The following is a 12,595-nucleotide window of genomic DNA, read 5'->3' on the forward strand; positions in this document are numbered from 1 at the left end:
GCCCTTACTGCGCAGGGCCGTGGCCCAGACGGGTCATGGCACGGGCGACCAGTCCAAGTTTCGCAACCGATTCGCCGGCTTCAAGCGGCACACGGATATCGGCCATGTTCGGCGCGGAAATCACGAGAGCTCCACAAACCTGCCCCTTCGTCACCGGTGCGATAACCGGCGACGCGTAATCCACGGCGATATGAGAGCGCTGCTGCCAGCCGACGGGCAGAGTCATGACGATATCGGCCCCGGCAACCAGCGGAACCTGACGGTGTTCGCCCATCCACACAGGTGCGGAGTCCACGACCTGCCCGCGACGGAACAGCGTGGCGTTCTCGAAATTCGCAAACGCCCAGGACATCAGACGCTCGCCTTCATGGGCGCGCTCGTTGCTCGACGCCGTGCCGTTGATGACGACGATCACGCGGTTGCCGTTGCGCTTGGAACTGGCACAGAGACCAAAACCGCCCGCATCGGTGTGACCGGTCTTCAGGCCGTCAGCAAGGCCCTTGTCCACCAGGACGTTCCGGTTGCCCTGACGGATGTGATTGTAGGTGAACTCAAGTTCGCCGAAGTAATGGTAATACTGCGGGAAATCGCGGATCAGATGCGAGGCCACGGTCGCGACATCGCGGGCCGTCATGTAGTGCCCGTCCGCCGGAAGGCCCGTCACGTTGAGGAAGTGCGAGTTCATCATGCCGAGCTTCGGCGCTTCCTCGTTCATCATCGCGACGAAGCGCTCTTCGGACCCGGCGATGCCTTCGGCGAGCACGATGCAGGCATCATTGCCGGACTGGATCAGCATACCCTGGATCAGGTCGGACACCAGAACGCTCTGGCCCAGCGGCACGAACATCTTGGAGCCCTGCGTACGCCAGGCCTTCTCGCTGACCGGCAGGCTCTGTTCCAGACGGATACGGCCCGTCGCCAGCATGCCGAACACGATATAGGCCGTCATCATCTTCGTCAGCGAAGACGGAGCCATACGCTCGTCAGACGCCTTGTCGAGCAGGACGGCGCCCGTGTCATAATCCACGACATAGGCCCAGCGCGCCACGGTATCGAACGGACCGATCGGCGTGTTCGCGGGCGTTCCAGCCGGCGCGTCTGCCGCAGGAGCCGCAGCAGCTTTCGCGGCGTGCGCCGCATGGTGGTGCGGGCGGGCAAACGCCTTCAGGGGTCCCGCAAAAGAAGCACAGGCCGCAATGCCTGCCACCCCACCGAATAGAGAGCGTCTAGTCCGCACGTTCGTCCCCAGTTCCACGGCCTTCAGACAACGGGCCGTCATTCCACAATGATCCGCGCGCCCTCTACCCCGCACAGGCGGGTGTGGTCCAGTGCCGCATCCGCCTGTGCGATGTCAGCAAAGGGTCCACCAAGAACACGCCACTCAAGTCCAGCACCTTCGGAGGCATGCAGAACCGTACCGTTACAGCGCAGGGCGACACCTGCCGCCGCCGCATGACCGGAAAATATTCCCATCAGGACATACAGCCCGGCTGGCCCCGGACTGCCCTGCATCCATGTTACGGGCAATGGCCCTACGGCCACGGACGTCGCCGCAGCGGACGAGTCGTTGCCATAGACGTGCGAGGACCCGTCACTCAGCGATGTTTCGCGCACTTCGCCCACCGGAGCGGCAGAAATGCTCTGTGCGGCGGGTCTGCCACCCAGTCCTTCCGCCAGTGTACGACTGGCAACCTCGTCTTCCATGACTTCGACAGGCGTGTCTGCCGTCATGCCCAGCAGGTCAGCCGCTTTTGGGGAAAGTGCGATGATGCGCCCCTGCCCCTGTGGTCCACGATCCGTCAGGCGGATGCGCACGATCCGCCCGTTCAGCAGATTGCGGACGCTGACGATCGCCGGAAGCTGGAGCGTCTGGTGTGCGCCAGTCATTCCCTCCGCGGACCAGATCTCCCCATCGGCGGTCAGGCCCGAGGCAGGGGCGTTTTGACGCGTTGCCAGGCCTGTCATGCGGTAGTCAAACTGCTCGCCGGGGTAGAACCACCCCTGTGTGCCATGCCAAGCAGCGCCCAGTTCGTAATGCGGATGTGCAACAGGCGCGGGTTCGTCGCGATGACACGCGCCCAGAACCGGCAGAAGGGCCAGAACGGCCCCGCAGTTACGCAGAGACAATGCCCGTCCCCAGAATCCCGACACCCAGTGCATAGTAGTCGGACGGGTTGTAGCGGCGGATCACGTTGAAGTTGTGATAGACCATGAAAGCCTGCGTTCCGGGGCCATCGGGCTGCACGACAGCGCCCTTCACGTCCCGGCGCGAGAACGCCGCCCCGTCCGCACGACGCACGCCCAGCGCCATCCATTCGGCCAATGTCCGCTGCCTTGTCCGGCCGGTCTCGGTCTTGTCGAGCGCTTTGGTGAGAGTGATTTCCTGCCCCCAGGGCTCGTTGACCTGCCAGCCGCACTTGCCGAGATAATTGGCGATGGACGCGAACACATCGGCTTCCGACGTCCAGATATTCCGCTTGCCGTCTCCGTCTCCGTCCGCCGCATAGCGCAGATAGGCGCTGGGCATGAACTGCGCCTGCCCCATGGCCCCGGCATAGCTGCCGATCATGGCGGCCGGTGCGATGTCGCCGTCATTGAGGATCTGGAGCGCTTTCATGAGCTCGTTACGGAAAAATGCCGAGCGTCGTCCGTCGAAGGCCAGCGTCGCCAGCGCGTCTATGACGGAATACGTTCCGTCATGGGCGCCAAAACCCGACTCGAGCCCCCAGATTCCCATGACGGCACGGTCGTCGCATCCAAAGCGCGCACTTACGGGAGACATCACGGACTGCTGGGCACCATAGACACTCCGCCCTTTCGCAAAACGCGACTCCGGCAGAACGCGGTCCCGGTACTGCGCCCAGGTCAGGGTAAACTCCGGCTGATGGCGGTCCAGCTTGAGGACGGAGGCATTGGGGGTGCGGGTCAGGGCGAGCGCCTGTGAGACAATCGACGGCGCGATCCCCTGTGCCAGAGCCTGCATCCGGACGTTGTCGAGAAAAGCTGCGTAACTCTGCGCCGAAGTCTGGGCCGCAGCCTGCGCTCTGGCAGAGGAAAGCCCCATTGCGGCCGAACCGGCAACGGAGGTCAGGGTGGCAAGCAGATGACGTCTTTGAAGCACGGTCAGGACCAGTCCCTTACGGGGAAAAATGACAGGACATACGCTAGCAATCCGCAGCACGGACCGCCAGCCTCGCCAGAACTCTCTCAGGACCCTGGCAGAGCATTCGCGCCGAAATATGGCACGGCAAGATTGTCGCGGGCGCGCTGGCGTGCGAAACCGGCGACTGAATGTTCATGGACCCTCCCCACTCGTGATCGCCATCGGCCCCGCCATGGCCTCGCAGCCAGCATGGCTGAAGGCAGCCACCATCATTGTGGGCACCTTCATCCTTGAAGACGTGGCCACAGTGCTTTCCGCTGTCGCGGCCCGTGCCGGCGAGGTCAGTATTCCGCTGGCTCTGATGGCGCTCTATTTCGGCGTGGCGGTCGGAGACCTTGGCCTGTACGGCCTTGGGGCCGCCGGTGCACGCTGGCCTTACCTAAGGCGCTTCCTGACGCTCCCCAAGCGCGAACGCACACAGGACTGGTTCAGCGCCAATGTCATCCGCATCGTCGCCATCTCCCGCTTCGTGCCCGGCGCCCGGCTTCCGCTCTATACGGCCTGCGGTTTTTTCCGCGCGCCCTTCCTGCGCTTTGCCCTGACGGCAGTTCTGGCTACGCTGGTGTGGACGACATGTCTTTTTCTGCTCGCCATGCGGGTCGGCGGCTGGCTTCTTGCCCATCAGGGCGGCTGGCGCTGGGCCGGACTGGCGGGGTTTGTCCTGTGTATCGTCGTCGTCGGGCGTCTGATCGCCCGTCTCCAGACCGTGAGCCAATAACAGCAATGTCCAAGCCAGAAGCCGATCAGAACCCGCTTTCCCTCTTCGAGTTCTGGCCCGGTTCTATCTTCTACACGCCCATCGTCCTGTACTGGATCGTCATGGGGATCAAATACCGCGATCTCAGCATCTCAACCGCCGCCAATCCGCGCATCGAAACGGGTGGCCTGTGTGGTGAGAGCAAATCGTCCATTCTCGACATGGGGGGCGCCACGGCACAGTCCTTTATCGCGCCCTATGCCGTCTTCCGCAGCGGCAAAGGGGCGGACCACCGTGCGCTGGATGCCATGACGCGCAAGGGCCTGTCCTTTCCCGTCGTCATCAAGCCCGATATCGGCTGTAATGGGACTGGCGTGAAACTCGTCCACTCCCGCGAGCAGCTCGAAGCGGTCCTGCCGCAGTTTCCCGACGACGTGGACATGCTGGTGCAGGAACTCATCACCTATCCCGTCGAGGCCGGACTGTTCTACATCCGCCACCCCGATGAACCGCATGGCCGCATCACCTCCATTACCTACAAGGAAGCACCGGTCCTGACAGGTGATGGCGTTTCCACGATCGAGGAACTGGTTCTGAGCGACGCGCGCATGAGCCTCGTCCCGCAGATCTATCTGCCCCGCCTTGCGGGGCGGGAAAAGAACATTCTTGCCAAGGGAGAAGAGATGTCGCTGGTCTTCGCGGGCAATCACTGCAAGGGGTCTGTCTTCCGGGATGGCCGCGCCGATACGACGGACGCGCTGACGGCTCGTCTGGACGCCATCATGCAGGATATTCCGGATTTCCATTTCGGGCGCGTGGACGTGAAAGCCGCCTCCATCGAGGATCTGCGTCGTGGTGAGAATTTACGGATTATTGAAATCAACGGCGTCGGGTCTGAAGCCACCCATATCTGGGACCGGCGAACGACGCTCTGGGAAGCCTATCGCGCCCAGTTCTCCCATTACCGGCAGACGTTCCTGATCGGTGCCGCCAACCGGGCGCGGGGCTGGAAAACGTCAGGCGCGTTCTCGATGCTGCATTCCTGGCGCAAACAGCGTCGCCTGCTGGCGTCCTATCCACTCAACGACTGAAGGGCCGCGGGCCTTACTGGCCCAGCTTGCCACCACCGAAAATATAATTGCTGACCTGCTGCTCTAGCGAGAGCTGATCCTGCGTATCGGTGATCTTGCCCTCGCCGGAGAGCGTCGTGCGGGAATGACCCGGCTGGATCTGCAGGGCGTTGTCGGCCGTCATGGTCGGGGCACCGATTCCCACAGCCGTATCCACCGGAAGATGCAGGCGCTGGTCCACCGTAAAGGCGACATCCGCCATCTGCGTTCTGGGGTCGAGCGTGATGGACACGACGCGCCCGACTGGAACACCCGCGAGATCGACATTCGCCCCCGCATGAAGCCCGTTCGCGGAATTAAAGGCAGCATGCAGGACGGAGCCCTGAAAATCCGGTCCCTTGCGCAGGGCATTGCCGTAGGCGAGGAACGTTCCGGCAATCGCCAGCACCAGACCACTGGCCAGGATGGCGCCCCCGCGGCCGCTCAATGTTGACTGCATGCCAGCCTCGCCTTCCGGAAAATCTTGAACAGACCGGGAGTTAGTCCTCCCATGACCGACCGGTCAAGGCTACATCCGTGGTTGCGTCGATTGTAACCATCGGGCAAGTGATTTCTTTTCCGCCTTTGTAAACGAAGGCCTTCACCGAGACAGGCTCCATGACGCTTCTTCAAGCCCTCATTCTCGCCGTCGTCCAGGGAATTACCGAACCCTTTCCGGTAAGCAGCCTTGGTCATGCCGTTCTCCTTCCCGCGCTTCTGCACTGGGATCTGGATGAGCACGCACCGATGTTCCTGCCGTTCCTGACCATGCTTCACGTCGGAACGCTGGTCGCACTGGCGGGTGTGTTCTGGAAAGACTGGGTAGCTATTCTGACCGGAATGATGGGCCGTCATGGCCGCCACGCCCAGATGGATGCGATTCGGGTCTTTGTGCTCCTCGTCATCGCCACCATTCCCGCCGTGCTGGTCGGCTGGCTTCTGGAGCATCGTCTGCGGAATGTTTTCGGCTCTCCCGTCGCGGTGGCGGGTTTCCTGATCCTCAACGGATTCCTGCTGATGGCTACCGAGTGGCTCCGCCGCCAGAAAGGCCAGCGCGACCATCGACCCATTTCGACACTCGCTCCGAAAGATGCCGCCATCATCGGCGTCTGGCAGTGCCTTGCCCTTCTGCCCGGCTTGTCGCGCTCCGGCGCCACCATGAATGGCGGTCTCCTGCGGGGGCTGGACCATGAAACGGCCGCGCGCTTCTCCCTGCTGATGGCCCAGCCGATTGTGCTGGCCGCAACGGTCCGGGAAGCCTGGCAGATGCGTCACATGACGATCTCACATGATGTCATGGTGCAGTGCGTTGCAGGCGCCATCGTCGCGGGGATAACCGCGCTGATCTGCTCGCTCCTCATGCTGCGTTTCTTCCGCAACCATGACGGCTGGGCGCTCACACCGTTCGGTGTCTACTGCATCGTGGCCGGGGCGTTTTCCGCAGCCGTCATCCTTCTCTGAACTTTCCAGCCGCCGTTTTTCGCGGCACATTGCGGATCATGCCAGCTTCGATACAATCTCCTCCTGACGTTTCCGGATCAGGTCGCCGGAAGACCCTTGAACAGGTCCTGTTCGAAAACGATACGAACGGCCTCAAGCGCAGCCTGACGGCGACCCAACTGGTCATTCTTGGCGTCGGATCCACGATCGGCGCTGGCATCTATGTCATGACCGGCACGGCCGCTGCCGAATATGCCGGTCCGTCCGTCCTGATCTCTTTCATCATCGCCGCCCTCGCCTGCCTGTTCACGGCGTTTTCCTACGGCGAGCTGTCTTCGACCCTGCCTGTCTCGGGATCGGCCTACTCCTACGCCTATATCTCGATGGGCGAGAAAGTGGCGTGGATGGTGGGCTGGCTGCTGCTTCTGGAGTACGGCATCTCATGTTCCGCCGTTGCCGCCGGTCTTTCGGGCTATGCCAGTTCCCTTCTGGGCATCACCGGACTGCACATCCCTGCGGCCCTGACCCACGCCACACTCCAGCCTGTCGCGGGCACGGCCGGTGCACAGATCAGTGCCGGATGGCGGTTTGACCTGATCGGTTTTGGGGCAACACTACTTGTAACCGCACTGCTGGTCCGTGGCGTTGAGGAATCCGCGCGCATCAACACCATGATCGTGGCACTCAAGGTCGGCGTTCTGTTCGTCTTCGTGGCGTTCGGTATCGGTGCCATCAATCCGGCAAACTGGCATCCGTTCATTCCCCCCAGCGAAGGCGGATTTCATTATGGCGTGCGCGGCATCTTCCGTGCGGCATCGGTTATCTTCTTTGCCTATGTCGGGTTCGAAGCCGTCTCCACGGCCTCTGCGGAAGCCCGCAACCCAACGCGTGACGTCCCGATCGGCATCATCGGCAGTCTGGTGATCTGCACGGTCGTTTACATGATCGTCGCGACTGTCCTGCTCGGCATCGTGCCCTATCGCGAACTGGATGTTCCCGACCCGCTCGCCATTGCCGTGAAGATCATGCATACGCCCTGGCTGGCTCTGCTGGTTAATGTCGGTGCGACAATTGGCCTCTGCTCTGTTCTCATGGGCCTGATGTACGCCCAGTCGCGCGTTCTGTTGACCATCAGTCGTGACGGCCTGATCCCGCAGATGTTCTGCGTCATTCATCCGCAGTTCCGCACACCGTGGATCGGCACGATCGTGCTCGGCCTTGTGGTGGCGCTCATCACTGCGACACTGCCGATCGACATCATCAGCGACCTCGTTTCTATCGGTACGGCCGCTGCTTTCGGAATTGTCTGTTTCACGGTCATCTGGCAGCGCAACACACGCCCCGATATCGTCCGTCCTTTCAGCGTTCCACTGGGCGGCATCCGTATCCGGGGAATCTGGATCGGCACCACGCCTGCGCTTGGGATCCTGTTCTGTCTGGTCATGACCATTCCACTGGTTTCGGACATGATCCATGCCGTCAGCAGCGGAAACCCTGTTCCGCTCATCCTTCTGGTGACCTATCTGACGCTCGGGATCGCCACTTACGTTTTTTATGGACGCAGACACTCGAAAATGCGCCCGGAGCTGCGCTCAGTCTGAGGACATTGACGCACTACCGGGGCCCATTCCTGGCCCCATACTCGGGCCCATATAGCTTCCCGGTTGCGGGCGCCCGATCGGAGGCGCCATCCGCTCCCACGGTTCCTGACCACCTGCGCCTGGAGGCATCATGGAAAAACGCGAACGCGGCAATGCTTCGGGGCATTCATCACGGATCCGTGCAATAATTTTCTCCCGGATATCGCACCGCAGATCCCAGCTCTGAAGCGCCGTCCGCGCACTCGCGATGATACGGATGGACATGACATGCGCGTCGCAGTCTGCCACCTGCACATCAAACACGCGCCCGTCCCATAACGGACAGCCCCGCACGATCTCGTTCAGCATCTCGCGGATCTTGTCCATCGGCGCCTGATAATCGACCCATAGAAACACAACGCCAATGATGGCTGCGGAATTATGCGTCCAGTTCTCGAACTGGTTCTCCAGAAAATACGAGATCGGTACGATATGCCGCCGCCAGTCCCAGACGCGCAGCACCACATAGGTCGCGTTGATTTCCTCCACCCAGCACCAGTCACCATTGATGATGATCAGGTCCTCCATGCGGATCGGCTGTGTCAGTGCGATCTGTACGCCTGCGATCAGGTTTGTCAGAAGTCCACGTGCCGACAGGCCGACGATCAGGGACGCCGCTCCCGCCGAAGCGAACAGTGACAGTCCGTATTGCTTGACGGACGGGAACAGCATCAGGGCCGATGCCACCGTCACGATCCCCACCAGAATCTCCGTCAGACGCCGCAGAACACGGATCTGCGTCTGGTGCGAACGGATCATGATGTCGTCGGTCTCTTCCCTCGCAGCCAGACGGTTGAGATAAACCTCCGTCATGATCCGGAAGACCATGATCGCTGAAAATCCGAATGTCAGGATCAGCAGGAACAGGAAAAAAAGCTGAAGATCCTCTTCCTGCGTCGCCGTAAAACCCGTCGCCGCCGGGAGTGCGGACAGCATGGCCAACAAAGCGACCATCAGCCGCGTTGGCCTGCGCAGGGACGAGACGATGCGCCGGATCAGCGCGGCCTTGCGCGATCCCGGAATTTTCAGAAGCTGTGTCGTGACAAGATTGCCGCAATAGAACGCCAGCACCCCCACCATCACAAGCATCAGCACCGAGACGACAGAAGCCGGAAGCCAGGTGAAATAGGATCTTATGGCAAACAGGGTGCTGACGAAGTGTTGCGTCACCAGATGAAAGACTCCTTGCATTGAGAGAAATTGAGAACGCCCCGAAGGCCGGATTGATTGGAAAACCGTGATACCTCAAATGCCACGGGCAGCCGCAGGAATGCGACCCGTAAAAAACATCTTATTTTACGTCCTATTTTCCTGAACCTAACGTGTTGACACCCGGAAAGATCCCCCTTAAAACCCCGCCACAACGCCGGTTCGACCGGCAGGATGGCGGTGTAGCTCAGTGGTAGAGCAGGGGAATCATAATCCCTTGGTCGGCGGTTCAAATCCGTCCACCGCTACCATTCTTTCTTCCAAAAATAAAAAATCGTCGTGACCGGTCTCTATTGTGCAGGTCTGTTTCCTGTATTCTGCGGGGCATGATCAAAAAGCCCCTCGCTGTCGTGACCATGGTATACAACGAGCCCGAGCATCTTCAGGTCTGGCGGCGTCATTATGGCGCACAGGTTGGGGAAAGCGCCTGTTACGTCATTGATCACGGCTCCGATGACGGATGTACGGCCCATCTGGGACAGGTGAGTGTCGTCCGGATTCCCCGCTCCCCCCAGGACGATGAGCGCCGCACCCGGGCCATCGGGAAATTCTGCGACAGTCTGCTCGAATGGTATGACAGCGTCATCTATACGGATGTGGACGAAATTCTCCTCGCGGACCCGGCATTCGTTCCGTCCCTGACGGAATTCGCGCGGCTGAACCGAAGTCCCGTGGTCACGGCGACCGGCTTTGACGTCATCCACCTTCCAGATGAGGAAGGCCCGTTCGACTACAGCCGCCCCCTCTCCCTGCAACGCCGCCATCTCCGCTTTTCGAGCGCGATGTGCAAACCGGTCCTGACCCGAATTCCCATCACATGGGCTCCCGGTTTCCACTGCTGCGAAGAAGCCGTTCCCAGTCTCGCCGCTCCCCTTTTTCTCTTCCATCTGCGTTATGCCGATCTGGGCTCAGGCCTGACACGGCTGGAGCGGACCCGCAGGCAGCCCTGGGTCTCGGAAGATGTCGGACGCCATCAGCGTCTCGGAAACACGGACTGGAAAAACATGCTGCTCGCAATGGCGGGGCTGCCCAGAACGGAAAGCACGCTCGACAACCGGGACGAGCGCCTCACGCACTGGCGGCAGCAGGTTGAGGACAGCGCCCAGACACGCCTGCACGACCTCTACCGCCTTGACCTGCATCTGAGCGGGACAGAGCTCTGGCGCCTGCCCGACCGCTTTGTGGGACGTGTCTGAGGCATAAAAAAACCAGCCCGTAAGGAGCCGGTTTTTTTTATGCGCTGAAAACTGAAAGCCTTACTCTGCTTCCACTTCCGCTGCACGGCGATCATGGTTTTCCTCGGAGGGGCGCTCCGAAGCATAGTCCGCCTCCTGCTCGGATGACGGAGCCTCATCCTCGCCCCGTTCACCGCGCGGTTCACGACGGTCCTCATAGGCCCGCTGCCGCTGCTGCTGACGCTCGGTGCGTTCCTGCTGGCTTTTCTCGGCCGCCTGATTCATGGCGTTGAGAATACGGAAATAATGCTCCGCGTGCTGGAAATAGGCTTCTGCAAGAATGCGGTCGCCAGTTCCGGTTGCGTCGCGGCCGAGCTGGAGATACTTCTCGAACAGCTGCTGCGCCGTACCACGGACCCTCAGATCAGGCCCGTTACTGTCAAACACATGGTTGCGGTTCAGAGGTGTCTGGGCACTGCTGCTGCGTGACGGCCCACTGCCCGCACGATGATGCCGGCCTCTTATGCGCTTCATATTCATCGACCCGTGATGCACTTTCATGATGACGTGGACCGTTCTGCAACCGCAGAAAGTTCCGACCGCCGCTATCGAAAAAGACGTCTGTCTGTTCCGCTATGGCTGAACCCGGCTCAGCCAGTCTTCCATCGTCAGTGCAGGATGACATGAACGATGGGCAAAGATACGCTTGAGAGTGCCTGTAAAGCACTTTCAGATCGCATGCATTGGCTTTAGCCATACCAAGTTCCGTCAGTCAAGCCAACGGTTTTTCGTCATCTGACGCTCCTGACTGCGTCCTTATCTGGGTAATTGCAGGACGAGCGCTCTTTCCACGCCGCCAAGATCCTTTCGGCGCGCCACTTCCCGCAGACCGTTCTGCACCCCCAGTGCGGAGACGTCGTCGATCTGTCCGACCCCCATCTCAAGGATCGCATACCCTCCCGGCACCAGAAGATCCGGCAGGGCTGCGCACAGGACACGATACGCTTCAAGCCCGTCCACCCCACCATCCAGTGCCCGCGCGGGTTCATACCGCACGACTTCAGGCATCAGCCCCGACAGATCTCCGCTCTCAATATAAGGCGGGTTGGACAACACGATATCGAACCGGGCGTTCAGCGCGTCTGCCCAGCTTCCGGCCAGAAAGACACTCCGGTTCCCAAGCCCCGTACGCCTGGAGTTCCGCCGCGCCAGAGCCGCGGCCTGAGGAGAAAGATCGACACCCACGCCTGTCGCCTGCGGATATTCAGACAGGGCTGCGAGCAGCAGACAGCCCGTTCCGGTCCCCAGATCCAGAACGGACAGCGACGCCTTGCGATCCGGCCTGATATCCAGCAGCGCTTCGATCAGCGTCTCGCTGTCGGCGCGCGGGATCAACGTGTCACGCCCCGTCTCCAGATCCAGCGTCCAGAATCCCGTCTCGCCCGTGATGAACGCCAGTGGCTCCCGCCCCAGTCTGCGCTTCAGGGCGTCTGCGAATCGCGCTTTCTGTGACGCATCCACAGCATCCAGAGACAGCAGTCCGCCCAGATCCCGGCCTGTCGCCCAGCCCAGCAGAAGCCGCGCCTCGCGGCGCGCATCTTCGATCCCGGCCTTCTCCAGTGCCTGTGAGGCCTCGCGCAAAAGATCATCTTTGGGCATCATCTTAAAGCGAACCTGCTATAGTTGGTGTCATGAAGTCCAAACGTGCGCTCCTCTTTTCCGCTCTGCTGCTTGGCTGCACCCTCACACCCGTTCAGGCACAGTCAGACCTGTCGCGGGAACTACCCCCGTCTTTTACGGTAACGGACGAGCGTGCGCCTGAAGAAATTTCAGAAGTCTCGCGCCTCTATCTGGATGGCAATCTGGTTGCAACGTTCAGACTCGGGTTATCCAAGGCACATGAGACGCAGACGATCGCGCTTCCGGTCGGCCGCTCAGATGTGGATTACGCCCTGTGCGGGGAAATCACCATTGTGCGAAACGGCCATCAGGAAACCCATCAGGTGAGCAGCGAAGGCCAGCTTCACCACCCGGAAGGCCATTCGCTTGATGCCGTGGGGACTAACAATTTCACCGATTTCTTTCTGGTCGATTATGACGATGCCGCCGTTGCAACGCACCGGCATGGGCGCGCTGCCGTCTGCGCCACACCGAACACCTGA

13 protein-coding genes and 1 tRNA gene are annotated in these 12,595 nt (G+C 61.0%); 7 read left to right on the forward strand and 7 right to left on the reverse strand.

What is annotated here, in order from left to right:
* Window positions 1–4: 4 nt before the first annotated feature.
* The 3 genes from HK22_RS04070 to HK22_RS04080 are packed head-to-tail and all read right to left on the reverse strand — an operon-like array spanning window position 5 to window position 3,121.
* Window positions 5–1,279, reverse strand: a complete 1,275-nt coding sequence (locus HK22_RS04070; protein WP_086648425.1) for a D-alanyl-D-alanine carboxypeptidase family protein — start codon at window positions 1,277–1,279, stop codon at window positions 5–7.
* Window positions 1,276–2,127, reverse strand: a complete 852-nt coding sequence (locus HK22_RS04075) for a septal ring lytic transglycosylase RlpA family protein (RefSeq protein WP_086648426.1) — start codon at window positions 2,125–2,127, stop codon at window positions 1,276–1,278. The genes HK22_RS04070 and HK22_RS04075 overlap by 4 nt, the downstream gene beginning before the upstream one ends.
* Window positions 2,114–3,121, reverse strand: a complete 1,008-nt coding sequence (locus HK22_RS04080) for a lytic transglycosylase domain-containing protein (RefSeq protein WP_086648491.1) — start codon at window positions 3,119–3,121, stop codon at window positions 2,114–2,116. The genes HK22_RS04075 and HK22_RS04080 overlap by 14 nt, the downstream gene beginning before the upstream one ends.
* A 193-nt stretch (window positions 3,122–3,314) precedes the next feature.
* Here HK22_RS04080 and HK22_RS04085 point away from each other — a divergent pair, with 193 nt between their 5' ends.
* Both HK22_RS04085 and HK22_RS04090 read left to right on the forward strand, forming a co-directional pair.
* Window positions 3,315–3,881 (forward strand): DedA family protein, encoded by a 567-nt coding sequence (locus HK22_RS04085; protein WP_077802952.1) that lies wholly within the window; start codon window positions 3,315–3,317, stop codon window positions 3,879–3,881.
* 5 nt (window positions 3,882–3,886) lie between these two features.
* On the forward strand, window positions 3,887–4,951 hold the full coding sequence (locus HK22_RS04090) for an ATP-grasp domain-containing protein (RefSeq protein WP_086648427.1): 1,065 nt from the start codon (window positions 3,887–3,889) through the stop codon (window positions 4,949–4,951).
* Between the two features lie 13 nt (window positions 4,952–4,964).
* On the opposite strand, the gene HK22_RS04095 is transcribed toward HK22_RS04090, so the two are convergent.
* The gene (locus HK22_RS04095; protein ID WP_086648428.1) at window positions 4,965–5,429 is read right to left on the reverse strand and encodes an MlaD family protein; all 465 of its coding nucleotides are present in this window, start codon (window positions 5,427–5,429) and stop codon (window positions 4,965–4,967) included.
* 158 nt (window positions 5,430–5,587) lie between these two features.
* Here HK22_RS04095 and HK22_RS04100 point away from each other — a divergent pair, with 158 nt between their 5' ends.
* Together HK22_RS04100 and HK22_RS04105 are read left to right on the forward strand one after the other, a co-directional pair.
* A complete protein-coding gene (locus HK22_RS04100) occupies window positions 5,588–6,430 on the forward strand; it encodes an undecaprenyl-diphosphate phosphatase (protein ID WP_086648429.1) in 843 nt (280 codons plus the stop codon).
* 38 nt (window positions 6,431–6,468) lie between these two features.
* Entirely contained in the window at window positions 6,469–8,010 is a 1,542-nt protein-coding gene (locus tag HK22_RS04105) for an APC family permease (protein ID WP_086648492.1), read from the forward strand.
* Here HK22_RS04105 and HK22_RS04110 read toward each other — a convergent pair.
* Window positions 8,002–9,219, reverse strand: a complete 1,218-nt coding sequence (locus tag HK22_RS04110) for a mechanosensitive ion channel family protein (protein WP_086648430.1) — start codon at window positions 9,217–9,219, stop codon at window positions 8,002–8,004. The genes HK22_RS04105 and HK22_RS04110 overlap by 9 nt on opposite strands.
* Before the next feature lie 215 nt (window positions 9,220–9,434).
* Between HK22_RS04110 and HK22_RS04115 the strand changes: the two genes are divergently transcribed.
* Together HK22_RS04115 and HK22_RS04120 are read left to right on the forward strand one after the other, a co-directional pair.
* Window positions 9,435–9,509 (forward strand) — tRNA-Met (locus HK22_RS04115).
* A gap of 75 nt (window positions 9,510–9,584) precedes the next feature.
* Entirely contained in the window at window positions 9,585–10,454 is an 870-nt protein-coding gene (locus tag HK22_RS04120; protein WP_086648493.1) for a glycosyltransferase family 2 protein, read from the forward strand.
* A 60-nt stretch (window positions 10,455–10,514) separates the two neighbouring features.
* On the opposite strand, the gene HK22_RS04125 is transcribed toward HK22_RS04120, so the two are convergent.
* Together HK22_RS04125 and prmC are read right to left on the reverse strand one after the other, a co-directional pair.
* The gene (locus tag HK22_RS04125) at window positions 10,515–10,973 is read right to left on the reverse strand and encodes a DUF4167 domain-containing protein (RefSeq protein ID WP_062109771.1); all 459 of its coding nucleotides are present in this window, start codon (window positions 10,971–10,973) and stop codon (window positions 10,515–10,517) included.
* A 276-nt stretch (window positions 10,974–11,249) separates the two neighbouring features.
* Entirely contained in the window at window positions 11,250–12,095 is an 846-nt protein-coding gene (gene prmC, locus HK22_RS04130; protein WP_086648431.1) for a peptide chain release factor N(5)-glutamine methyltransferase, read from the reverse strand.
* Between the two features lie 29 nt (window positions 12,096–12,124).
* Between prmC and HK22_RS04135 the strand changes: the two genes are divergently transcribed.
* Window positions 12,125–12,595 (forward strand): hypothetical protein, encoded by a 471-nt coding sequence (locus HK22_RS04135; RefSeq protein WP_077802958.1) that lies wholly within the window; start codon window positions 12,125–12,127, stop codon window positions 12,593–12,595.

The organism is Gluconobacter sp. DsW_056 (assembly GCF_002153595.1).
GTDB classification, from domain to species: Bacteria; Pseudomonadota; Alphaproteobacteria; order Acetobacterales; family Acetobacteraceae; genus Gluconobacter; species Gluconobacter albidus.